Origin of the sequence: Sinomonas albida (assembly GCF_004919045.1) — a bacterium.
Classification (GTDB): Bacteria; Actinomycetota; Actinomycetes; order Actinomycetales; family Micrococcaceae; genus Sinomonas; species Sinomonas albida.
On sequence record NZ_SWDW01000007.1, the window covers coordinates 176,250 to 198,300 of the forward strand.

General features: G+C 69.1%; 20 protein-coding genes. 7 read left to right on the plus strand and 13 right to left on the minus strand.

All coding sequences use genetic code 11. The annotated features are described in order from the left end of the window. Positions 1 to 151 precede the first annotated feature (151 nt). From E6A26_RS09120 to pdhA, 4 genes are read right to left on the minus strand one after another with little or no spacing between them, the layout of a single operon-like run. Positions 152 to 964, minus strand: a complete 813-nt coding sequence (locus tag E6A26_RS09120; RefSeq protein WP_136610911.1) for an MBL fold metallo-hydrolase — start codon at positions 962 to 964, stop codon at positions 152 to 154. 53 nt (positions 965 to 1,017) lie between these two features. Further along, entirely contained in the window at positions 1,018 to 2,649 is a 1,632-nt protein-coding gene (locus E6A26_RS09125) for a dihydrolipoamide acetyltransferase family protein (RefSeq protein WP_136610878.1), read from the minus strand. Next, positions 2,649 to 3,707, minus strand: a complete 1,059-nt coding sequence (locus tag E6A26_RS09130; RefSeq protein ID WP_136610879.1) for an alpha-ketoacid dehydrogenase subunit beta — start codon at positions 3,705 to 3,707, stop codon at positions 2,649 to 2,651. The genes E6A26_RS09125 and E6A26_RS09130 overlap by 1 nt, the downstream gene beginning before the upstream one ends. Further along, complete coding sequence (pdhA, locus tag E6A26_RS09135; protein WP_234865260.1) at positions 3,707 to 4,876, minus strand: pyruvate dehydrogenase (acetyl-transferring) E1 component subunit alpha; 1,170 nt, start codon at positions 4,874 to 4,876, stop codon at positions 3,707 to 3,709. Before pdhA ends, E6A26_RS09130 begins: the two co-directional genes overlap by 1 nt. Positions 4,877 to 5,000: 124 nt before the next feature. Here pdhA and E6A26_RS09140 point away from each other — a divergent pair, with 124 nt between their 5' ends. Beyond that, positions 5,001 to 5,453, plus strand: a complete 453-nt coding sequence (locus tag E6A26_RS09140; RefSeq protein ID WP_136610881.1) for an Lrp/AsnC family transcriptional regulator — start codon at positions 5,001 to 5,003, stop codon at positions 5,451 to 5,453. Between the two features lie 91 nt (positions 5,454 to 5,544). Here E6A26_RS09140 and E6A26_RS09145 read toward each other — a convergent pair whose 3' ends face one another. Beyond that, the gene (locus E6A26_RS09145) at positions 5,545 to 7,092 is read right to left on the minus strand and encodes an HNH endonuclease (RefSeq protein ID WP_136610882.1); all 1,548 of its coding nucleotides are present in this window, start codon (positions 7,090 to 7,092) and stop codon (positions 5,545 to 5,547) included. Positions 7,093 to 7,326: 234 nt separating this feature from the next. Here E6A26_RS09145 and E6A26_RS09150 point away from each other — a divergent pair, with 234 nt between their 5' ends. Then, positions 7,327 to 7,530 (plus strand): hypothetical protein, encoded by a 204-nt coding sequence (locus tag E6A26_RS09150; RefSeq protein WP_136610883.1) that lies wholly within the window; start codon positions 7,327 to 7,329, stop codon positions 7,528 to 7,530. A gap of 353 nt (positions 7,531 to 7,883) precedes the next feature. Here E6A26_RS09150 and E6A26_RS09155 read toward each other — a convergent pair whose 3' ends face one another. From E6A26_RS09155 to paaA, 7 genes are read right to left on the minus strand one after another with little or no spacing between them, the layout of a single operon-like run. Beyond that, positions 7,884 to 9,305: a glutamate decarboxylase gene (locus E6A26_RS09155; protein ID WP_407695375.1), complete on the minus strand. Its 1,422-nt coding sequence runs from the start codon at positions 9,303 to 9,305 to the stop codon at positions 7,884 to 7,886. A 20-nt stretch (positions 9,306 to 9,325) separates the two neighbouring features. Beyond that, complete coding sequence (locus tag E6A26_RS09160) at positions 9,326 to 10,108, minus strand: enoyl-CoA hydratase/isomerase family protein (RefSeq protein ID WP_136610884.1); 783 nt, start codon at positions 10,106 to 10,108, stop codon at positions 9,326 to 9,328. A 23-nt stretch (positions 10,109 to 10,131) separates the two neighbouring features. Further along, the gene (paaE, locus tag E6A26_RS09165) at positions 10,132 to 11,331 is read right to left on the minus strand and encodes a 1,2-phenylacetyl-CoA epoxidase subunit PaaE (RefSeq protein ID WP_136610885.1); all 1,200 of its coding nucleotides are present in this window, start codon (positions 11,329 to 11,331) and stop codon (positions 10,132 to 10,134) included. 19 nt (positions 11,332 to 11,350) lie between these two features. After that, positions 11,351 to 11,839, minus strand: a complete 489-nt coding sequence (gene paaD, locus E6A26_RS09170; protein ID WP_168928709.1) for a 1,2-phenylacetyl-CoA epoxidase subunit PaaD — start codon at positions 11,837 to 11,839, stop codon at positions 11,351 to 11,353. A gap of 44 nt (positions 11,840 to 11,883) precedes the next feature. Beyond that, positions 11,884 to 12,783 carry a 1,2-phenylacetyl-CoA epoxidase subunit PaaC gene (paaC, locus tag E6A26_RS09175; RefSeq protein ID WP_136610887.1) on the minus strand — a complete coding sequence of 300 codons (900 nt, stop codon included), beginning with the start codon at positions 12,781 to 12,783 and terminating at the stop codon, positions 11,884 to 11,886. Beyond that, positions 12,780 to 13,097: a 1,2-phenylacetyl-CoA epoxidase subunit PaaB gene (gene paaB, locus E6A26_RS09180; RefSeq protein ID WP_136610888.1), complete on the minus strand. Its 318-nt coding sequence runs from the start codon at positions 13,095 to 13,097 to the stop codon at positions 12,780 to 12,782. The genes paaC and paaB overlap by 4 nt, the downstream gene beginning before the upstream one ends. Further along, positions 13,097 to 14,098, minus strand: coding sequence for a 1,2-phenylacetyl-CoA epoxidase subunit PaaA (gene paaA / locus E6A26_RS09185; protein ID WP_136610889.1), 1,002 nt, complete (start codon positions 14,096 to 14,098; stop codon positions 13,097 to 13,099). Before paaA ends, paaB begins: the two co-directional genes overlap by 1 nt. Before the next feature lie 178 nt (positions 14,099 to 14,276). On the opposite strand from paaA, the gene E6A26_RS09190 reads away from it, so the two are divergent. Beyond that, the gene (locus tag E6A26_RS09190; RefSeq protein ID WP_136610890.1) at positions 14,277 to 15,341 is read left to right on the plus strand and encodes an LCP family protein; all 1,065 of its coding nucleotides are present in this window, start codon (positions 14,277 to 14,279) and stop codon (positions 15,339 to 15,341) included. A 62-nt stretch (positions 15,342 to 15,403) separates the two neighbouring features. Next, entirely contained in the window at positions 15,404 to 17,596 is a 2,193-nt protein-coding gene (locus tag E6A26_RS09195) for a S9 family peptidase (protein WP_136610891.1), read from the plus strand. A 52-nt stretch (positions 17,597 to 17,648) separates the two neighbouring features. Here E6A26_RS09195 and E6A26_RS09200 read toward each other — a convergent pair whose 3' ends face one another. After that, positions 17,649 to 18,224: a TetR/AcrR family transcriptional regulator gene (locus tag E6A26_RS09200; protein ID WP_136610892.1), complete on the minus strand. Its 576-nt coding sequence runs from the start codon at positions 18,222 to 18,224 to the stop codon at positions 17,649 to 17,651. A gap of 156 nt (positions 18,225 to 18,380) precedes the next feature. On the opposite strand from E6A26_RS09200, the gene E6A26_RS09205 reads away from it, so the two are divergent. From E6A26_RS09205 to paaK, 3 genes are all read left to right on the plus strand, one after another. Further along, a complete protein-coding gene (locus tag E6A26_RS09205) occupies positions 18,381 to 19,793 on the plus strand; it encodes an MFS transporter (RefSeq protein WP_136610893.1) in 1,413 nt (470 codons plus the stop codon). Between the two features lie 228 nt (positions 19,794 to 20,021). Continuing rightward, positions 20,022 to 20,588, plus strand: coding sequence for a hotdog fold thioesterase (locus E6A26_RS09210; protein ID WP_136610894.1), 567 nt, complete (start codon positions 20,022 to 20,024; stop codon positions 20,586 to 20,588). A 115-nt stretch (positions 20,589 to 20,703) separates the two neighbouring features. Further along, positions 20,704 to 22,035, plus strand: a complete 1,332-nt coding sequence (gene paaK, locus E6A26_RS09215) for a phenylacetate--CoA ligase PaaK (RefSeq protein WP_136610895.1) — start codon at positions 20,704 to 20,706, stop codon at positions 22,033 to 22,035. The last annotated feature ends 16 nt before the right edge of the window (positions 22,036 to 22,051 follow it).

The window sequence follows — 22,051 nt, forward strand, 5'->3', positions numbered from 1 at the left end:
GGAATTCGAGCCAGAACTCGTCGACAGGGAGGGCGAGCGGTCAGAACTCGTCGGCGCAGGGCCCGATTCAGGCACCTCGTCTTCGGTGGCAGCCTGCAGCGTTCCGTCGTCGACCATTACGACCCTTTCGTTTCTGGTCCCGCAGGCAACTCTAGTGCAGGCTGCTGGCCGCCTTGAGCCTGCCGATGAACAGGCGCGACTGTTCGGGGCCGTACGGAAGGATCGGAATCGCCTTGGTGGCGTCGTTCGGCGACTCACGGGTTGCCTGCCGCGCGGAGCGCACGGCCGTGGACATGGTCTCGGCCATCGTGCGGACCGCGACGTCGGTGCACAGCGCGCCGTGCCCGGGCACGAGGTGCTCGTAGCGGTGGCGAAGAGCGGAGATGTGGCGCAAGACGTCGGCCCACTCCTCGGGGTACGCGTCGCTGAACTCGGGGTAGCCGTCTTCGACGAGGTCGCCGCTGAACAGCGCCGAGGGCGTCCCCACGAGGAGGTCGCCGTCGGTGTGCCCGCGGCCCAGGTAGAAGAGCGTCGCCGTCCGGCCGCCGAGGTCCACGAGGACTGGCTGATCGCGGACGATCGCTTGTGGGACCACGATCTCCGTGCCCTCGCCCTCGCCGGCCGCCATCTCCGGCTCGCGCTCGGCAACCTCGGGCCGAGCCGGGTCCGCGGAGGACGCAATGGTGGACGCAGCGTTCTCGTGCGCCCAGAACTCCTCCACCCCGGCGGCGGCGAACACGGCGTTGCCGAAGTAGTGGTCGTAGTGGGCGTGGGTGTTGACGACGACGAGCGGCAACTCAGTCTTCTCCCGCACCGCTTCGAGGATCTGGCGGGCCTGCCGCGGCCCCTCCCCGGTGTCCACCACAAGCGCCCGCTCAGACCCGACCACGAGCCCCACGTTGAGCCGCAAAGGCTCGAGAGTAAGCCTGTACGTCTCGCCGCCGAGATCGAGCCATTGAGCCATGTGCCGCACGTCCTTCACTTCTGGGTGGTAGTGGTCCGATTCTGCCACGGGGTTCAGAGGTCGGCGAGAACGCTGCCCGGATGTTCGACGGCGTCAGCGACGTAGCGCAGGAAGCCTCCGGCCGTGCCGCCGTCGCACACACGATGGTCGAACACGAGGGTCAGCTCGACGACCTTCCGCACCGCGAGCTGCCCGTCGACGGCCCACGGCCGGTCGACGATTCGCCCGACTCCCAAGATGGCTGCTTCGGGGTAGTTGATTATTGCCGCGCTTCCGTCGACCCCAAACACTCCGTAGTTGTTGAGCGTGAACGTGCTGCCGCTCAGGTCCGCCGGCGTGGCCTTCCCGTCCCGGGCCACGGCCGTGAGCCGGCGCAGCTCGGAGTCGAGCCCGCGAGCGCTCAGCGCGTGCGCGTTGCGGATGCTCGGCACCACGAGACCCCGCTCGGTCTGGGCAGCGAAGCCGAGGTTGACGCCGTCGAACGCGACGATCTCCTGGCCGCCGTCGTCCGCCGCTTCGATCCGCGCGTTGAGCTCGGGGAACTTCGCGAGGCCCGCGACGACGAAGCGCGCGATGAACGCCAGAAGGCTCGGAGTGTTGTCGGGGTCGCGGCGCTTGAGGTCAGCGCGCAGCTCGACGAGCTCAGTCGCGTCGGCGTCGACCCAGACGGTCGCCTCCGGGATCTCCGAGCGGCTCCGCGACATCGCCTGCGCGACGGCGCGGCGCATTCCGCGCATCGGCGTGCGAACGGCGATGCCGAGGCCGGTCAAGGCGTCGGTCTCGCCCGGGCCCGCAAGCGCGACGGCGGGCTCGGACGCTGCGGCGGGCTGGGCGCTGTTGAGAGTCTGAGACTCCGCCGACGGCGCGGCGACCTCGACGTCGCGGCGCAGGATGAGGCCGTCGGGCCCCGACCCCGAGAGCGAGCGCAGGTCCACGCCCAGATCGCGCGCGAGCTTGCGGACGAGCGGCGATACGACACGGACTGCCCGCGCGGGCAGGCTTTCGGGCTCACTTGGCTCGGGCTGGCTCGGTTCAAGCAGAGTTGCGACGGCCGCGGCCCCGCGAGAGACGCTGGTGCCGTGAGAGACTCTGGTGTCCTGAGAGGCGACGGTGCCCTGAGAGACGCCGGCCTCGGCCGAGACGGCAGCGCCCTTGCGGCGGCGAGTCCGCCCGCCGCTCGTCGAGCCGGACGTCCCGTACCCGATGAGCACGTTGCCGGACCCCGCGGGAGCGGCGCCCGATCCCGACGCCGTGCCCGAAGCAGTGCCCGACGCCGCGCCCGGTCCCGACGCCCCTTCAGGGCGGGAGCCAGCGCGCTCCTCGGTGCGGTAAGCCTCGGCGCCTGAGGCGGTCGCCTCAGCAGTCTTCCCCTCGCCAGTCTTCGCCGTGCCAGTCTTCGCCGCGCCAGTCTTCGCCGTGCCAGTCGGCCCAGCGTCAGCCTTCCCCTCGTCGATGCTGATGAGCGGCCGGCCGACGTCGAGCGTCTCCCCCGGCTGCCCGTGCAGCACGGTCACCACCCCTGCGAAGGGCGAGGGCACCTCGACCACGGCCTTGGCCGTCTCGACCTCGACGACCGGCTGGTCCACGACGACCGAATCGCCCACGGCCACGAGCCACCGGACAAGCTCGGCCTCCGTGAGGCCCTCCCCAAGGTCGGGAAGCAGAAAATCGCGCGCCACGGCCATCAGTCCTCCCACTGCAGCTCGTCGAGGGCGTCGAGGATGCGGTCGACGCCGGGCAGGTGCCAATGCTCGAACTTGGGCGGCGGGAACGGGATGTCGAACCCGGTCACGCGGCGCACGGGGGCGGCGAGCGAGTGGAAGCAGCGCTCCTGCACGCGAGCCGTGATCTCGGACGCGACCGAGGCGAAGCCCTGGGCCTCCGCCACGACGACAACCCGGCCGGTCTTGCGCACGGATTCGCACACCGTCTCGTCGTCGAACGGGACGATGGTCCGCAGGTCCACGACCTCGACCGAGCGGCCCTCCGCAGACGCGGCCTCGGCCGCCGCGAGGGCCGGGGGCACCGCGGGCCCGTACGCGATGATCGTCGCGTCCGTGCCGGGACGGACGACGGCGGCGCGCCCCTCAGCGCGCTCCGCCGCCTCCGCGCCGTCAAAGTCGCGGCGCAGCGCCTCAAGGTCCACGGCATCCTTGGACCAGTAGAGCTTCTTGGGCTCCATGAAGACGACGGGGTCGTCGCTCGCGATGGCCTCGCGGAGCAGCCGGTAGGCGTCGGCGACGCTCGACGGCGTGAACACCTTGAGTCCTGGCGTGTGCGCGTAGTACGCCTCAGACGAATCGCAGTGGTGCTCCACGCCGCCGATTCCGCCGGCGTAGGGCACGCGGATGACCATGGGGAGCGTCACCCGGCCGCGCGTGCGGTTGTGCATCTTGGCGACGTGGCTCGCGATCTGCTCGAACGCCGGGTACGCGAACGCGTCGAACTGCATCTCGACGACGGGCCGCATGCCGTTCATCGCCATGCCGAGCGCCATGCCCACGATCCCCGACTCGGCGAGGGGCGTGTCGAAGCAGCGCTGGTCGCCGAACTCGGCCATGAGCCCGTCGGTGATGCGGAAGACGCCACCCAGCTTAGCGACGTCCTCGCCGAAGACGATGACGCCGTCGTCCGCCCGCATTGCGTCAGCCATCGCCGTGGTGAGCGCCTTCGCGAACGTGACCGGGTCGGGCCCGGCGGTTGCGGCCGCACGCGCGGCGGCGGCCTCGGCTACCGTGCTCATCAGTGCTCCTCTCGCGAGAGCTCGTCGCGGGCCAGCTCATCTGCGAGGAGGGCCGCCTGCTCGCGCAGCTGCGGGGTGGGTTCGGTGAAGACGTGGCGGAAGAGGTCCTGCGGATCGAGCGTGGGGTCGCTTCCGAGTCCTTCGCGGAGCTGCTGGGCGATGTCCTCGGCGTCGCCCGCGAAGGCGGTCTCGACGTCGTCCGTGAGCACGCCCGTCGAGCGGAGGTAGTGCCGCATGCGGTTCAGCGGATCCTTGGCCGCCCAGGCCTGAACCTCGGCGTCGTTGCGGTAGCGGGTCGCGTCGTCGGCGTTGGTGTGGGCCTGCATGCGGTACGTGTTCGCCTCGACGAGGAGCGGACCCGAGCCGGCCCTCGCGAGCGTCACCGCGCGGTCGAGGACCGCGAGGAGGGCGACGATGTCGTTGCCGTCCACGCGTTCGCCTGCCATGCCGTAGCCAACAGCCTTGTGGGCGAGCGACGGCGCGACCGTCTGGTGCGCAAGCGGCACCGAGATCGCGTACTGGTTGTTCTGGACGAAGAACACGACCGGCAGGTTGAAGACCGCGGCGAAGTTGAGCGCCTCGTGGAAGTCGCCCTCGCTCGTGGCGCCGTCGCCGCACATCGCGAGGACCACAGTGTCCTCGCCGCGGAGCTTGGCCGCGTGGGCGACGCCGACGCCGTGGAGGAGCTGAGTGGTCAGCGGGGTGCTCTGGATGCCGACATGATGGGCGTGCGGGTCGTAGCCGCCGTGCCAATCGCCGCGGAAGAGCGTCATGGCCTCGACGGGGTCGACCCCGCGGGTCATGACGGCCACCGAGTCGCGGTACGTGGGGAACATCCAGTCGCCCTCGCGGAGGGCGAGGGCCGCCGCGACCTGGCAGGCTTCCTGGCCATGGCTCGAGGGGTAGACCGCGAGGCGGCCCTGGCGGACGAGCGCCGAGTTCTGGTCGTTGACCCGGCGGCCGATGACGAGCCGGCGGTACGCCTCGAGCAGCTCGCGATCCGTGGGAACCGGGTACTGGTGGCCCGGGCTCGAGCCGCGCCGGTCCTCGGGGAGCATCGTGCCGTCCTCGGCCAGGATCTGGATCTGGCCGTGCACGGGGAGCATGTAGTCCTCGATGCTGATTCCGAAGCGGGTGATGGCCGCTTGGGCCTCCGCGGGAATGGTCATGATGCCTCCTCGCAGCATGGTGTTGACACAAGTATCCGCTCGGGGCGTGATTCGTATCCACAAATGGCGGCAATCTTGGAATCTTGGAAGCAAAGCGGGAGAATCTATAGACGAATCGCACCGAATGACACAGATCACAGGAGGCCTCGTGGACGATGTGGACCGCGCAATCCTCGGCCAGCTCACCCAGGACGCCCGACAGTCCGTGACGACGATCGCCGAGAACGTGCACATCTCTCGCGCGCACGCCTACAACCGGATCGCCAAGCTCCAGGAGCAGGGCATCATCACGAAGTACACGGCGCTCGTCGACCCCCTCAAGGCCGGGCTGCGCTCGAGCGCCTACGTGACCCTCAAGGTACGGCAGCACTCGTGGCGGGAACTGCGCGAACAGCTCAAGGCCATCCCTGAGGTCCATCACATCGCGCTGGTCGGCGGCGACTTCGACGTCATCCTGCTGGTCCGGGCCGTGGACAACACCGACCTACGCCGCGTGGTCTTCGACCAGCTCCAGAACATGCCAGGCGTCCTGGACACCCAGACGTTCCTTGTGTTCGAGGACTTGGACACGCGGTAGGGGTCCACAAGAAGGGTCGGTAGGGGTCCACAAGAGGGGACAGGGCCGCGACCGAAGCCCCCCTGTCAGTCCACCCTCGAAACAAGCCCCTTCAGCCCACCCTCGAAAGGCGCCGCTTTGACCACGACGCGGCACCGGGGAGCTTTACCGGCGGCGAGTAGCGCTCGTGGCCGGCTGGCGTAACGATGACGATGTCGCCGTGAGTTGCCGCGCCGCCGTTCCCTGTGCCGCTGTCCTCTGGGCCGCCGTCCTCTGGGCCGCCGTCCTCGCTGGCGCCCACCACGTGCTGTTCCCAACCGGGCGATTCCTTGGTCTGGTTGCAGTTCTCGCAGAGTCCCTGACCGTTCTCGACGCTCGTGTCCCCGCCCTCTGCTACCGGCACGACGTGGTCGATGTGTCGGATCGGCGCGTCGCAGAACGGAGTCCGGCACCGTTGGTCGCGCGTCTCGATGAAGTCGGCGAGCGCCCGCGGGAACCGTCGCAGCTTCGACTCCATAGCGGCGAGCTCCCCGGTTGACGGGTCGAGGAACAGCCGCCTCAGCCACACACCGGCAAGCGCGGCGGCGCCAGCCCCCGGGCTTGATCCGGTGGCCCCTCGGGCGGTTGCCGCGATCATCCCGCGGGCCTGCGTCGCCGTGATCGTCCCGTAGCCCTGGAGCACCGCAGACTCGCGTCCGCCGGCGAAAAGCGACGCGTCCGTCATGACGAGACCGACCCGCAGAGGCACGGCATCGGCATGAGCCTGGCCGGTGGCGCGTTCAACGAGGGTGTCGGCGGCGACCTGCCCTGCCGTCCGCTCGTCTCCGGAGGCCCGCGCCGAGCGCGCGGCCTGACGCAGGGCGCCCTCGATGGCCACTGCCTGGGCAACTGGAAGGATGGCCGTCAGCTGGGCCATCGAATCCGGGAGCCGACGGACGGTCACGCGGCGCGTGGACTCAGCGAGACGGACCCGCGCGATGTGAGCGGCGTCGTCGACCGCGTCGACGCACGAGCGCACCGCATCCTGAACCGCGCGATCACCCAGTCCTTCGAGCCGGCGCGGGTCTCCGCACAGCTCGGCGTCAACGGCGGAGCGGTCAGCCGGCGAGAGCACCTCGACCCCCTCCGCCAACCAGACCGCCCGGTCTTCGTTGAGCCGGCCCGCTGAGAGCGCAGCCAACGTGCACGGCATCTCCCTCACGATTCGCTTTGCGGCCGAGAGCAGCCTCGAGCCCTTCGATGGCGAAACGCTCCGTGCCAGCGCGATCTGTGATCGAACCGAACGCTCCCGCGCCCTCGATGCGCTACGGCCGGTCCGACCTTCCGGCGCCGCCGCCCATGGTTCCTCACCGCCACCCTCGCACAGCTCGGCGAATGCGACCTCGGCCCATGCCTGTTCGGCTGCCGCTGCCGCCTTGAGCCGTTCGAGCGCAGCGATCCGGTCGATCAGCTCGGGCCCCGTCAGCCCTGGCACTGTCGACTCAGGCCCGGTCAGCTCACGGCCCGCCTGCCCGACGCCGGCGGGAACCCAGCCCGGCCGACCGCTGCCAAGGCGACCGCTGCCAAGGCGGGACGCAAAGGACTCGATGTCCCTGAGCGCCACCCCGGATCCGTCGCCACGGCCCAGCAGACCCTCAACCTCGCTCCGCCAATCCCCCATGCGACTAGCCTATCGAATTCTCGTTCTACAAACAATCATGTGTTCAAATAAGTCTTCGATGTGAACGAACGAGCCGAAGGCATGAGCGAAGCCGTCCGCCCTGGGCCGGGAGTAGTCTGCTGGTGTGATGTCCGGCAGATCTCGGAGCCTACGCCACCCCGCGACGGAAGGAACCCGGGGCCGCGTGAGCACCGCTGCACGACTCACCCTGAATATCGAGAGGGGGTGAGCCAAGTGGCCGAAACCCTTCTGACAGCTGGTGACGAGATCGACGTTGTCGTCAAGATCGCCAAGCCGTTCGGGCTCTTCGTTGAGTCTGAGTCTGGTGTGCCCGGGCTCGTCCGTGGCGGTAGTGCCCCGGCGGGCGCGACGGTTCGCGTGCGCGTGACCGAATTCGACGCAGCCGAACACCGGTTCAGCGCGACTCTGGTCGACTAGAGGCAACCAGACGGCCCGCCGCACAAGTTGGCGCGCCGAACTATCTGACCCGCCGCACAAGTTGGCGCGCCGAACTATCTGACCCGCCGCACAAGTGGGCCCGCTGAACCAGCTGGCCCACCTAACAAGTTGGCCCGCGAAGTAAGTTGGCCCACGAAACACGTTGGCCCGGCCGGCGATGCGCGCCGGCCGGGCCAACCTTTCGCGATCGACCCCAGCCCCGCAATGGCCGATGCCCGCATTGGCGGACGCCCAATGGCCGACGCCCGCATTGGCCGACGCCCCACAATGGCCCCCGCCCTGCAATGGCCGGCGCGCCCTGCATCCAGCCTCAGGGCGCCGTCACGGGGCTGTCAGTGGTGGAACGCCTCCGCATGCCCGGCTTCGGGAAGCGCCGAATCAGCCGAGTCGAGGAACTCGACCGCAGCGCGCAAATCCTCGAGGAAGCTCTCGGCGAGGTCACGCGTGAACCCGTTGCGGACCACGATGCGCTGGACCGTGAGGTCGGCGAGGCCGTCGGGCATCGGGTATGCCGGGACGAGCCACCCCGCCATCCGAAGCCGGTCTGAGAGATGGTGAAGGTCCCATTTGTCGGTGTGGCCCGGCTTGAGCCGCCACGCGAAGACCGGAATGTCCGAGCCGTCGTTCCAGAGCTCGAACGGCTCCATGGCCCCGATCTGGTGCGCGAGGTACTCGGCCACATCGCGGCACGCGGCATGCACGGCGCGATAGCCCTCCGAGCCGAGACGCAGGAAGAGGTAGTACTGCAGGAGCACCTGCGCCCCAGGGCGGGAGAAGTTGAGCGCGAACGTCGGCATGTCACCGCCGAGATAGCTCACGTGGAAGACGAGGTCGTCGGGCAGCGCCCCCCGGTCACGCCACACGACCCACCCAAGGCCCGGGTAGACGAGTCCATACTTGTGCCCCGAGGTGTTGATCGAGACGACCCGCGGCACCCGGAAGTCCCACACGAGCTCGGGCTGCAGGAACGGCGCGACCATCGCGCCGGATGCGCCGTCCACGTGGATCGGCACGTCGAGTCCCGTCGCCGCCTGGATCGCGTCGAGCGCTGCCGCAATCTCCTGCACCGGCTCGTACATGCCCGTGTACGTCACGCCCATGATCGCGACGACGCCGATCGTGTTCTCGTCGACGTACTCGTCGAGCCCGTGCCCGTCGAGGACCTTGTGGTCGTTGGAGATCGGCACGTACCGAGCCTCGACCTCGAAGTAGTTGCAGAACTTCTCCCAGCACACCTGCACGGCCGAGCTCATGATGATGTTCGGTCGGTCCGTGGTCTTGCCTGCGGCCCGGCGAGCGTGCTGCCAGCGGCGCTTGAGCGCGAGCCCCGCGAGCATGCAGGCCTCGGAGGAACCGATGGTCGAGGTCCCGACGGCCTGGGCGGGGTCGGGCGCGTTCCACAGGTCGGCGAGCATGCGCCAGCAGCGGTGCTCGATCTCCGCCGTCTTGGGATACTCGTCCTTGTCGATCATGTTCTTGTCGACGGTCTCCGCGTACAGCTTCCCGGCCTCGGGCTCCATCCACGTGCCGACGAAGGTGGCGAGATTGAGGCGCGCGTTGCCGTCGAGCATCGCGTCGTCGTGGACGATCTGGTACGCGGTCGCGGGCAGCGACGCGCCCTCGGGGATCGTGTAGCGCGGGAACTCGGTGGCCTCGCCGGGCCTGCTGAACAGCGGGTTCAGCTCGACGTTGACCGAGGACTTGTTGGTGGGATGGTTGGCTGAGTGGTGGGACGTTCTGCGAGGAGCGATCACGTCCCCAGCCTAGAGGGGAGCTACTTTCCGGAGAACACCGGCTTGCGCTTTTCCTGAAACGCCTTGAAGCCCTCGCGGTAGTCGTCGGAGTCGCAGAGCGCCGCCTGCGCCCTGTTCTCGTCGTCCATCGAGTCCCACAGGCCCAGGCGACGATCCCGGATCTGCGCCACAAGTTCCTTCGACGCAACGAAGGCCCCGGTAGCGCCTTGGGCGACCCTCGCCACGACGTCGCGGGTCCGCCCGAGCAGCTCATCCGCGGGGAACGAGCGGCTGAACAGCCCCGCCCGCACGGCCTCCTCGCCGCTCAGGAGCTCGCCCGTGTAGACGAGGTCGAGCGTTCGGTGCATCCCGAGCCGCTCGGTGAAGTACCAATGCCCGCCCGAGTCGAGCGTCGCGCCCAGATTGGCGAACGGCGAGCCGACCTTCGCAGTGTCGGCAACGTAGACGACGTCGGTCGCGAGCAGGAGCCCGAGCCCCACCCCGAGAGCCGCCCCCTGCGCGGCGGCGAACGTCGGGGCCGGGAACGCGGCCATCTTCCGCATGAGCGGCGTGACGAGCCCGCCGAGGTAGCCGAGCACGTCGTCATCGGCAGGGTCGACCGCGGAGATGTCCCGCCCCGCGCAGAACGCGCGCCCCACGCCGCGCAGGAGAAGCGCCCGCACCTCGCCGCGCGAGGCGGCGGCAGCGGCGTCGTCGTACGCCTGGGAAAGCTCCGCGAGCGCGGAAGGGTCGACGGCGTTGAGCTTGCCCGGCGCGTCGAGGACCACCTCGGCGACGCCGTCGGCGATGGTGAGCGAGATCAAGCTGGCCTCCTAGAGGGGTTGGGTCAGGCGTCGAAGTCCACGGACACTGCCTCCGACGTCGGGTGCGACTGGCACGTCAGGACGTACCCGCGCTCGATCTCGTCGGGCTCGAGGGCGTAGTTCTCGGTCATCTCGACCGTGCCCTTGACGAGCTTCGCACGGCACGTCCCGCACACCCCGCCCGCACAGGCGAACGGGACGTCGGCGCGGACGCGCAGCGCCGCGTTGAGGATCGTCTCGTTCGCCGAGACCGGGCTCTTGACCACGCCCTGCAGGCCGTCGAGGCGAAACTCGATCTCGACGGTCTCCCCCGCTTCGTCCTCGGCCACCGGGCGGCCGATATTGCCCTCGAGGTGCGTCGGCGTTCCGGTCGTGAAGAGCTCGAAACGCACCCTCTCGGGCTCGACGCCGCGCGCAGTGAGCGTGTCGCGCACAAGCTGCACGAGTTCGAACGGCCCGCACAGGAACCATTCGTCGACGTCGTCCGCGTGGATCACCGTGTTGAGCAGCGTGGTGAGCTTTTCGGCGTCGACCCGGCCCGAGAGGAGCGGCGAGATCCGCTGCTCGCGCGAGAGCACGTGGTGCAGCGCGAAGCGTGCCGGGTACTTGTCCTTGAGGTCGGCGAGCTCCTCGACGAACATGACGTCCATCGCCGCCCTGTTCGCGTAGATGAGGTCAAAGCGGACGTTCTCGTTCGAGGCGAGGACCGTCTTCGCGATCGCAATGACCGGCGTGATGCCCGAGCCCGCCGCGACGGCCACGAACCTGTGCTCGCGCTCGGTGTCGATGCTCGTCGGATCGTTGAGGCCCGTCATCTTGTGCTTCGAGATGAACGCGCCGGCGGGGCTCATGACGTCGAGCGTGTCCCCCGCTGCGAGGCGCTCGTTGGCCCACGTCGAGAACTGGCCGCCGAGGTCCTTCTTGATCGCGACCCGGATCTCGCTGCTGCCGTCCTCGAAGCGCCGCGGGACCGCGCAGATGGAGTAGCTGCGGCGCAGTTCCCGTGCTTCCCCTGACTCCGGATCGGGGAGCTTTGACCGGAGGGCGACGTACTGCCCCGGGATGTAGTCGTACTCGTCGGCGAGGGCGGGCGGGACGGCGAACGTCACCTCGATCGCGTCGTTGGTGAGGCGGCGGACCTCACTCACCTCGAGCGTGTGGAAGGACGCACGACGGCGGGGCGTCCCCTCAGGCGCGGACGTTTCGCTCAGCTGGTCGGTCATCGTGTTTGCCTCAAAATCGTCAGATCACCTTGAAGTAGTCGAAGGGCTCGCGGCAGTCCTGGCACACGTAGAGCGCCTTGCACGAGGTCGAGCCGAACCGCGACAGCTCGCGGGTGTGGAGCGAGTGGCACCGCGGGCACTTGACCGTGAGGCCGAGCCGCACTGGACCCTGGGGCCGCGCCGCAGCCTGACCCGTGGGCGGGGCGATGCCGTACTCCTCGAGCTTGGCCTTGCCCTCGGCCGTCATCCAGTCCGTGGTCCACGCGGGCGCGAGGACGAGGTCCACCTGAACGCGCTCGTGGCCCGCGTCGTGGAACACGCGCTCGAGGTCGTCTCGGATGGCGTCCATCGCCGGGCAGCCCGAGTAGGTCGGGGTGATGGTGAGGCGCACGGTTCCGTCGCCCTCGATGTGGCCGTCGCGCAGGATCCCGAGGTCGCGAATGCTCAGCACCGGGATCTCCGGGTCGTTGACCGTGGCCGCAAGGTCCAGGACGTCGGCGTCGCTCATTCCGGCGTCGGTGATTCCGGCGTCGGTCACGATGTGGGCGCTCATCACCAGCTCGCACCCGGATGCTTGCGAGCCAGCACCTGCATCTCGGCGAGCAGGTAGCCGAGGTGCTCGGTGTGGAGGCCCCGGCGGCCGCCGCCCATGGCCCGCGGGACGGTGGGCAGATCCAGCGTCGCCTCGTCGATCACCGCGGCGATGTCGGCGTCGAACTGCTCGCGGAGCGTCGACGGCCGGACGCCCGCGTCGCCGATGCGGTCGATGAGCGGATCGTCGTCGAACAGCTCGTCGACGTACGGCCACACGAGCTCGAGCGCGGCCTGCATGCGGCGGTGCGATTCCGCCGTGCCGTCGCCCAGACGCAGCGTCCACTGCGTCGCGTGGTCGCGGTGGTAGTCAACCTCCTTGAGGGCCTTCGCGGCGATCGCGGCGATGGTCGGATCGGTCGAGTCGACGAGCCGCGAGTAGAGGAGGTGCTGATAGATCGAGACGACGAGCTGACGCGCGATCGTCACGCCGAAGTCGCCGTTCGGCTGCTCGAAGAGCCAGACCGAGCGGAAATCCTCCTCCTCGCGCCAATAGGCGAGATCGTCCTCGGACTTGCCGAGCGCGTGCCCCGCGTAGATGAGGAAGGAGCGGGCGTGGCCCAGGAGGTCGAGCGCGATGTTGCCGAGCGCGATGTCCTCCTCGAGCTCCGGGCCCCGAGAGATCCAGTGGCTCAGCCGTTGGGCGAGGATGAGCGAATCGTCGCCGAGGCGGAGCGCGTACTCTGCGACGTCGTCGTTCGGCTTGTCCGGGCTGATCGCGATGTCCTCGGGGCGCAGCGCGTTGCCCGGCGTGACGCGGGTGGCCGACGCCGCGGCGTCGCCGAAGCTGTCGAGCGAGTGGTCGGCGTGAGTGGGCTGGGCTTGAGTGGGCTGGGCCTGAGTGGGCTGGGCGTGCGTCACAGGTGCTTCACGCCTTCGCTCTTCGTGTAGTACGTCGCGTGGCGGTAGTCCTTGCCCTGCGGCGACTCGAAGAATGAGCCCTTCGCGTCCGGGTCCGATGCCGTGATCGCGTCCGACGGCACGACCCAGATCGAGACGCCTTCGTTGCGGCGCGTGTAGAGATCGCGCGCGTTGCGGAGCGCCATCTCGGCGTCCGGCGCGTGCAGCGAGCCCGCGTGGACGTGGGAGAGGCCGCGGCTCGAGCGCACGAAGACCTCCCAGAGGGGCCAGATGTTGGCCGACTGGCCCGTTGCCTGCTGGTTTTCCGTGCTCATCACGCGGCACCTGCCTTCTGCTGCATCTTCTTCTCCGCGTAGGCATGAGCGGCCTCTCGCACCCAGGCCCCGTTTTCGTGCGCCTCGCGTCGGCGCGCCATGCGCTGGGAGTTGCACGGGCCGCGGCCCGCGATGACGTCCTTGAACTCCTGCCAGTCGAGCTCCATGTGGATCCACTGGCCCGTCTCCTCGTCGAAGCGGAGCTCGGGGTCGGGCAGCGTCAGCCCGAGCACCTTGGCCTGCTCGACGATCATGCCGACGAAGCGCTGGCGCAGCTCGTCGTTGGAGAAGCGCTTGATGTTCCAGGCCATCGACTGCTTCGAGTTGGGCGAGTCATCATCCGGGGGACCGAACATCATGAGGGCGGGCGCGTAGAAGCGGTCGACGGCGTCCTGCGCCATCCGCTTCTGCTCCGGCGTCCCATGGGAGAGCTCGAGGAGGATCTCGAAGCCCTGCCGCTGATGGAACGACTCCTCCTTGCAGATGCGCACCATTGCGCGTCCGTACGGTCCGTAGCTTGCGCGGCACAGGGGAACCTGGTTGGCGATCGCGGCGCCGTCCACGAGCCACCCGATCGCGCCCATATCCGCCCAGCTGCGAGCCGGATAGTTGAAGATCGAGGAGTACTTGGCCTTGCCGTCGAGGAGTTGCTGGTTGAGCACGTCGCGCGGGGTGCCGAGCGTCTCCGCGGCCGAGTACAGGTACAGGCCGTGGCCAGCTTCGTCCTGGACCTTGGCCATGAGGATGGCCTTGCGCTTGAGGCTGGGGGCCCGCGTGATCCAGTTGGCCTCCGGCTGCATGCCGATGATCTCCGAGTGAGCGTGCTGCGAGATCTGGCGCACGAGCGTCTTGCGGTAGGCCTCCGGCATCCAGTCCTTGGGCTCGATACGGGAGTCTTCGGCGATGATGCGGTCAAAATACGCCTGGCCTGCCTGGTCCGTCGCGGACGAATCCGCCGGGGACGCATGTGCCGGCACGGGCTGCAGGGGCGCAGCTGCCATAGCTCCTCCTCAAATAATTACCGACCGTTCGTTCAGAATATGTGGGGCGGGCAGAGCCCGTCAAGCCGCGTCGGGACCAAATCAGGGGCTAAAGACCGATGCTCCCGAGCATCACGCGGGCCGTTAATAGCTCACAGAACGGTTCCACGTCCGAGCAAGCGAGTCAGGGGCCATCGGGATGGTTGACGAATCCGCCGGGACACCCACCGCCATCCAAGTGCGGCGGAGGAAGCGCACGGCCCTCATCACCCTCCTCAGCGCCCTCACGCTCGTGGTGGTCGCCGCGGTCATCGCGATCGTGTACCTCGGCAGCCTCGCGACGACGTTCGACACGAAGACCCAGAAGATCCCCGACGCGTTTCCCCAGGAGTCCACGCGCCCGCAGGCCGTCGCACCGCCCTCCTCCACCGACGGCAAGACCGCGATCAACATCCTCATGGTCGGCACCGACAGCCGCGGCGCCACCGTGCAGGAGGCCGAGGCAGGGACCCCCTCGGACCAGCGCTCCGACACGATGATGCTCGTCCACATCCCCGCAGACCGTAAGAACGTCTACGTCGTCTCGATCATGCGCGACCTCTGGGTCCCGATCCCCGGGCACGGCACCGCGAAGATCAACGCCGCGCTCGCCTTCGGCGGCGTTCCCCTCATGGTCCAGACCGTCGAATCGCTGCTCCACCAGCGCATCGACCATGTGGTCTTCATGGACTTCGAAGGGTTCAAGGGACTCACCGACGCGGTCGGCGGGGTCACCGTCGACGTGAAGATCCCGTTCACGGCCGCCCAGACCTCGGACTACCACTTCAACGCTGGCCCCCAGACCCTGAACGGCGACGAGGCCCTCGCATACGTCCGCGAGCGGTACGCGTTCCCCGATGGCGACTACCAACGCGTGCGCGACCAGCAGACCTTCATCAAGGCCCTGGTCGGGAAGCTCGCGTCGACGCAGACGCTGACGAACCCCGTGACGATCTCGAACGCCGTCAACGAGGTGGCTCCCTACCTCACGGTCGACTCGTCGTTCAACTCAGCCGCGGCCGCCTCGCTCGCGTTCGAGCTCCGGGACGTCAGGGCGGGCGACATCGTGACGTTCACGCTCCCCACTGACGGGATCGGATGGTCGACGGATGGCCAGTCGATCGTGCTCTTCAACGCGCCCGCGACGTCGGCCCTCGCCGACGCCCTGGCGAAGGGCCAGATGCAGCAGTACGTGAAGGACAACAACCTGACGAACGGAAATTAGCCGTGGGCGAAGTGGTCTGGCTGGACGGAGATGACGTCACCCCGACTGGCTAGTGTTGCCTCATGAGCGAAGCCCCCTCCCCCGCTGGGTCGAAGTCAGCCACCCCGCCCCTCGCCAAGAAGGTGCCCTCCCCGCGCGAGCACCACGGCGACGTCTTCGTGGACCAGTACGAGTGGCTGCGCGACAAGGAGGACCCCGAGGTCGTGGCGCACCTCAGGGCGGAGAACGCCTACACCGAGGCCGCGACCGCGGGCCAGCAGCCGCTCCGCGACGCGATCTTCGAGGAGATCAAGAACCGCACCCAGGAGACGGACCTCTCAGTCCCGAGCCGGCGCGACGACTGGTGGTACTACTCGCGCACCATCGAGGGCCAGCAGTACCCCCTGTACTGCCGCGTCGCCGCGAGCGGCGCGGCCGGCGACGTCGACGCCTGGACGCCTCCCGCCGTCGTCCCCGGGGAGCCCGTGCCCGGCGAAGTGGTGCTGCTGGACGGCAACGCCGAGGCTGAGGGCCAGCCGTTCTTCGCGCTCGGCGGCGCCACCGTGAGCCGCGACGGAAACCTCTACGCGTACTCCGTGGACAACGCGGGCGACGAGACGTTCACGCTCCGCATCAAGGACCTGCGCACGGGCGAGCACCTCCCCGAGGCCATCGAGAAGGTCTTCTACGGGCTCGAGTTCTCCGCGGACGGGCAGCGGCTCTACTACGTGGTCGCCGACGAGTCATGGCGTCCGTACCAGATCCGCGTCCACGAGCTCGGCACTCCCGTCGAGCAGGACACGGTCCTGTACGAGGAGGACGACGTGGCCCAGTGGACGGCGATCGAGCTCTCGGCCGACCGCCGCTGGCTGCTCGTGAGCATCGGCAATTCCGAGTACAGCGAGACGCGCTACCTCGACCTCGAAGCCCCGGGCGCGCAGCTCGGGGTCCTGCTCGGCCGCGAGGAGCGCATCCTCCATGCTGCCGAGCTGTTCGAGCACGACGGCGCGCCCCAGGTCCTGCTCGTCCACAACCGGGATGCGGTCAACAGCATGGTCTCGACGGCCCCGCTCGCCGAGTTCTCGAAGCCGCTCGCCCAGCAGCGCTGGCAGACGGTCGTCGCGCACGACGACGCCGTCAAGATCGAGGGCGCCGAGGTGACCGCGACGCATCTCCTCGTCTCGCTCCGCCGCGACACGCTCGAGACCGTCCGCTTCGCTCCCCTCGCCGAGGCGCTCGCGGCGGCGGAAGCGGGCCGCGCGCCGTCGTTCGCGGAGCCTGCGTTCGGCGAGGAGCTCTACACGGCCGGCGCCGGCGTCTCCGACTACCGCGCACCCGTCGCACGGCTCCGCTACACGTCCTTCTTCACGCCGCCCCGCGTGTACGACTACGTCCTCGCGACCGGCGAGCTCCTCCTCCGGAAGGAGACGCCCGTCCTCGGCGGCTACGACCCGGCGGACTACGTCGCCGAGCGCGCGTGGGCAACGGCCGACGACGGCACCCGGGTTCCGCTGTCCGTGCTGCGGAGGGCGTCGGTCCAGCGGGACGGGACCAACCCGGCGCTCGTGTACGGATACGGCTCCTACGAGGTCAGCATGGACCCCGCGTTCGCGATCCCCAGGCTGAGCCTCCTGGACCGCGGCTTCGTGTTCGTCATCGCGCACGTCCGCGGCGGCGGCGAGCTCGGCCGGCGCTGGTACGAGTCCGGCAAGAAGCTGCTCAAGCGGAACACGTTCACGGATTTCGTCGCCGCGACCGACTGGGTCGCGTCCTCCGGCTGGGCCGACCCCTGCCGGATCGCCTGCATGGGCGGCTCGGCCGGCGGACTGCTCATCGGCGCGGCCCTCAACCTCGCGCCGGAGAAGTACGCCGCCGCCGTCGCCCAGGTGCCGTTCGTGGACGCGCTCACTACGATCCTCGACCCCGAACTGCCGCTCTCCGCGCTCGAGTGGGAGGAGTGGGGCAACCCCATCGAGGATGCCGAGGTCTACGCGTACATGAAGTCGTACACGCCGTACGAGAACGTGCGCCCCGCGGGCTATCCCGCGGTGGCCGCCGTGACTTCCTTCAACGACACGCGCGTGCTGTACGTCGAGCCGGCGAAGTGGGTCCAGGTGCTGCGCGAGGCGACCACGAGCGAGCGCCCGATCGTGCTCAAGACCGAGATGGACGCCGGCCACGGCGGCGCGTCGGGCCGGTACGAGGCCTGGAAGGACCGCGCGTGGGACTACGCGTTCCTTGCCGACTCGCTGGGTGCGCGGGAACTCCTCGGCTAGGCGCGGGTTCCTGCCGATAGCGCAAGGCCTCGTCGAGGCCGTCGCACTCGGCCTAAGCCCGCACGGGCAGCGAGTCCTTCTCTGAGGCGACCAGCCCATCGGCGACGACGCCGAGCATGGCCTGGACCGCGTCAGCCGGGATCTCGCTGTTGTCCGCGACGGCGGCCACGCCGCCCACGAGCCGGCTGATCTGCATCGCGTCGACGTCGGGGCGGAGCGCGGGAGACAGAGCCTCGATGATGCGCTGATTCGCGCCGAGATAGGTCTGGCACTTTGCCGCGAATGGCGAGCCGGGATCACCGAGGGCGGCAGTGATGCGGGCGGCGGCGCCCTTGTGCTCGGTGAGCATGGCGGAATAGGCGGTGAGCCACGCCAGGAGCTGGTCGCGCGCGGACGCGTCGAGCGTGAGCGCGCGCTCTACCGCGGAGTTGACCCGCTCTGCCCAGGCCTCGAGGACCGCGTCGTAGAGGGCCTCCTTGGTCGGGAAGTGTCGGTAGAGCGTGCCCGTGCCGACCTCAGCCGTCTTCGAGACCTCGTCCATCGAGACAGCGTCGTAGCCCTTCGTCCGGAAGAGCATGCGGGCCACATCGACGATCCGATCGCGGTTACGGCGGGCGTCAGCGCGCACAGTAAGACACTTCCTTCCAGAAAACCCCAAGAACCCAGTTGCAAAACGGAGACAGTCTCCGTATAGTTCTAATCGGAGCATCTCTCCTCTTAGTGTACGCCTACCTTCCGGATTGAATCTCCAGCCACCCTCTGGCTAGAACAGGACTTCACCCTCATGGCTCCCACCCTTGCCACGCGCGCCCCCAGCGGGGCTGCGCCCACCAGCCGCCGCGCCGGAAACATCGGCCTGTGGCTGGTCATGCTCGCTCAACTCATGCTCGTCCTCGATTCGACGGTGGTGAACGTCGCCCTTCCGCACATCGCCACCGACCTCCACTTCTCCAGCTCGGCCCTCAGCTGGGTCCTCAACGGCTACGCGCTCGCGTTCGGCGGCCTCCTGCTGCTCGGCGGCCGGATCGGGGACGTCCTCGGCCGGCGCCGCACGTTCCTTGTCGGAGTCGCCGCATTCACGCTCTTCTCCCTCCTCGGCGGCCTGGCCACCTCGCCCCTCCTCCTTGTCATCGCCCGCGCCCTCCAGGGCCTCGGGGCCGCGTTCGCGGCTCCGAGCGTGCTCGCGCTCATCACCACGTCCGCCCCGGAGGAGGGCGCCCGCAACCGCGCCTTGGCCCTGTTCTCAGCGATCGCGTCGATGGGCGGTGCCCTCGGCCTCATCCTCGGGGGCATCCTCACCGACACGACCAACTGGCGGTGGACCCTCTTCATCAACGTGCCGATCGGAGCGTTGATCCTCATCGCGGTACCGCGCCTCGTCCCCGAAACCCCACGGCGCCCGGGACGCTTCGACGTCCTCGGCGCTGTCACGGCAACGGGCGGCGCGGTCGCGATCGTGTGGGCGCTCATCCAGGCTCCCGACTACGGCTGGTTCAGCCCGCGCACCCTCGGCGGCTTCATCGTGGGCGCCGTGCTGCTCACAGCGCTTGCCTACACCGAGCGCCGGGTGGCGCACCCCCTGCTCCGCCCCCAGCTGCTCCGCAGCCCCAGCCGCGTGAGCGCGCTCGCAGCGATGGCCGCAACCTACGGCGGGATGCTCGCGATGTTCTTCCTCATGGTCCAGTACCTCGAGGACCAGCTGCACTTCTCGCCGCTCGTGACCGGGCTCGCGTTCCTCCCGATGCCCCTGAGCATCTTCGCGATGTCACGCATCATCCCGCGAATGGTCGAGCGCATAGGCGCCGTGCGGCTCGTGATTATCGGCGCGGCGCTCCGCGTCGTCGCATTCGTTCCGCTCACGCAGCTGGGCGCGAACACGAGCTTCGCACTCGTCGTCGTCGCCCTCCTCTGCACGGGCATCTCCGCGGGCATGACGTTCATGCCGCTCACCACGCTCGCGCTGCGCGACGTCGAACCCGAGCACGCCGGGTCCGCATCGGGCCTGTTCCAGACGATGCAGCAGCTCGGCGGCGCCGTGGGGCTCGCCATCGTTGCGTCCACGTTCGCGGCGTTCGCGGTCCCGGGCGACTTCGTGATCGGCGGGCGGGCCGGATTCTGGTCGGCCACGATCCTCTCCGTCGTCGCGCTGGCGGCGGTCGTGGGGCTTGCCGTGAGGCGTCACCGCGAGACGGCTTGAGCCGCTAGGCGCAGGACTACCCGAACCGGGCTAGAGCCGCCCGAACCACGGCGAAACCAAAGCAGCACCCCCGGCCTTCGGACCGGGGGTGCTGCTTTGCACAACGGTGGCCAACCGGCCCCCCAGCGGCCAACCGGCCGGGCGTCCGGATGGCGGCCGATCCCTTGACACATTCCCACGCATGGGATTACCTAATGAACATTCGGTAAAGAAATGCGAGGTACCTCCATGAGCGACGCTGCTCCCGCGGACCAGTTGGCCCACCACCCCATCCTCACCGACGACTACGCGACGGAATGGATGGGCCTCGAGGTCCTCGCCCTCGGGGACGGCTCCGCGACCGTTGCGACGACGCTCCGCCGCGAGATGCTCAACGGATTCGGCATCGCCCACGGTGGAATGATCTTCGCCATCGCCGACTCCGCGTTCGCTCTTGCGTGCAACCCGCACACGCCCGAGGAGGACGACAACACCATGACCGTCGCCGCCGGCGTCGACGTCAACTTCCTCGCCCCGGCCCACGCCGGGGAGCGCATCACCGCCGTCGCGGCCCGCCGAGCCCAGGCCGGGCGCAGCGGCCTCTACGACGTCCAGGTCTATGCGACGGCGCCCGGCGCGGCCTCCGCATCAACGCCCGACGGCGCGTCCCCGGCTCCCGCCAGCGTGTCCCCCGGAGGCGCGGCCCCGGGATCAACGCCCGACGGCGCGTCCCCGGCTCAGGCGCCAGTGCAGCCGCAGGCGCCGCGGCTCATTGCCGAATTCCGCGGGCGCTCGCGCACCGTTCCCAAGCGCTAGCCCCCTAGGGCCAGCCCCCAAGCGCCGGTCCCCCAAGCGCTGGCCCCCCAAGCGCTGGGCGCGCCGCTCCGCCGTCGTACGTCGCCCTCGCACACCTCACTCGAGAAAGACTTCCATGACCCAGACCGCCTCCCCCGAGACCTCAGCCTTCGGCCCCGCGATCCTCGATGCCGAGGAGACCATGTCGCGCGACCAGATCGAGGCCCTCCAACTGACGCGCCTCCAGGAGACGCTCTACTACGCGTACGGCCACGTGGCGCTGTACCAGCGCAAGTTCGACGAGGCCGGGGTCCACCCGAGCGATCTCAAGGAGCTCGCCGACCTCGCGAAGTTCCCGTTCACCACGAAGGACGATCTCCGCCAGGAGTACCCGTTCGGCATGTTCGCCGTGCCCATGGACCACGTGGTCCGCATCCACGCGAGCTCGGGCACCACCGGCCGCCCGACCGTGGTGGGCTACACGAAGCAGGACCTCGACACGTGGGCGACGCTCGTGGCGCGCTGCCTCCGGGCCTCGGGCGTCCGGCCCGGCATGAAGGTGCACAACGCGTACGGCTACGGCCTCTTCACCGGAGGGCTCGGCGCGCACGCCGGCGCCGAGAAGCTCGGCGCGACCGTCATCCCGATGTCGGGCGGCCAGACCGAGAAGCAGATCCAGCTCATCCAGGACTTCGCGCCCGACGCGATCCTGTGCACGCCGACCTACCTGCTCACCATCGGCGACGCGATGGCCCACAAGGGCCTCGACCCGCGCGCGACCTCGCTCAAGTACGCGGTGCTCGGCGCCGAGCCGTGGACGCAGGAGATGCGCCACGAACTCGAGCAGATGTTCGGGATCAAGGCGTGCGACATCTACGGCCTCTCCGAGGTCATGGGCCCCGGCGTCGCGGGCGAGTCGGTCGAGACGCAGGACGGCAGCCACGTCTGGGAGGACCACTTCCGGCCCGAGATCGTGGACCCGTTCGACCTCACCCGGACCATGGCGGACGGCGAGACGGGCGAGCTCGTGTTCACGTCGCTCACCAAGCAGGCGCTGCCGATCATCCGCTACCGCACGAAGGACCTCACGACGCTCCAGCCCGGCACCGCGCGTCCCGGCCACCGCCGCATGGGCCGCATCTCCGGCCGCAGCGACGACATGATCATCCTGCGGGGCGTGAACCTCTTCCCGTCGCAGATCGAGGAGATCGCGCTGCGGATCCCCGAGCTGAGCCCGCACTTCCAGCTCGAGATCACCCGCCCGCACAGAATGGACGAGCTCACCGTGAAGATCGAACCCAGGGAAGGGACGACGGCGGAGCAGCGTACCGCGGCTGCCTCGGCCCTGCGGCAGCAGATCAAGATTCACATCGGCTCGACGTGCCGCATCGACGTGGTCGAGCCCGGTTCGCTCGAGCGCTCGAACGGCAAGCTGCGGCGCATCTACGACCTCCGCACCAAGGCCTAAACCCTAGACTGGATCC

Bases quoted from the DNA above. Each gene is read 5' to 3' on its own strand.
- E6A26_RS09120 (WP_136610911.1), bottom strand. From the start codon at position 964: ATGGCTCAATGGCTCGATCTCGGCGGCGAGACGTACAGGCTTACTCTC.
- E6A26_RS09125 (WP_136610878.1), bottom strand. From the start codon at position 2,649: ATGGCCGTGGCGCGCGATTTTCTGCTTCCCGACCTTGGGGAGGGCCTC.
- E6A26_RS09130 (WP_136610879.1), bottom strand. From the start codon at position 3,707: ATGAGCACGGTAGCCGAGGCCGCCGCCGCGCGTGCGGCCGCAACCGCC.
- pdhA (WP_234865260.1), bottom strand. From the start codon at position 4,876: ATGACCATTCCCGCGGAGGCCCAAGCGGCCATCACCCGCTTCGGAATC.
- E6A26_RS09140 (WP_136610881.1), top strand. From the start codon at position 5,001: ATGACACAGATCACAGGAGGCCTCGTGGACGATGTGGACCGCGCAATC.
- E6A26_RS09145 (WP_136610882.1), bottom strand. From the start codon at position 7,092: ATGGGGGATTGGCGGAGCGAGGTTGAGGGTCTGCTGGGCCGTGGCGAC.
- paaE (WP_136610885.1), bottom strand. From the start codon at position 11,331: ATGACCGACCAGCTGAGCGAAACGTCCGCGCCTGAGGGGACGCCCCGC.
- paaD (WP_168928709.1), bottom strand. From the start codon at position 11,839: ATGAGCGACGCCGACGTCCTGGACCTTGCGGCCACGGTCAACGACCCG.
- paaB (WP_136610888.1), bottom strand. From the start codon at position 13,097: ATGAGCACGGAAAACCAGCAGGCAACGGGCCAGTCGGCCAACATCTGG.
- paaA (WP_136610889.1), bottom strand. From the start codon at position 14,098: ATGGCAGCTGCGCCCCTGCAGCCCGTGCCGGCACATGCGTCCCCGGCG.
- E6A26_RS09190 (WP_136610890.1), top strand. From the start codon at position 14,277: ATGGTTGACGAATCCGCCGGGACACCCACCGCCATCCAAGTGCGGCGG.
- E6A26_RS09195 (WP_136610891.1), top strand. From the start codon at position 15,404: ATGAGCGAAGCCCCCTCCCCCGCTGGGTCGAAGTCAGCCACCCCGCCC.
- E6A26_RS09205 (WP_136610893.1), top strand. From the start codon at position 18,381: ATGGCTCCCACCCTTGCCACGCGCGCCCCCAGCGGGGCTGCGCCCACC.
- E6A26_RS09210 (WP_136610894.1), top strand. From the start codon at position 20,022: ATGAGCGACGCTGCTCCCGCGGACCAGTTGGCCCACCACCCCATCCTC.
- paaK (WP_136610895.1), top strand. From the start codon at position 20,704: ATGACCCAGACCGCCTCCCCCGAGACCTCAGCCTTCGGCCCCGCGATC.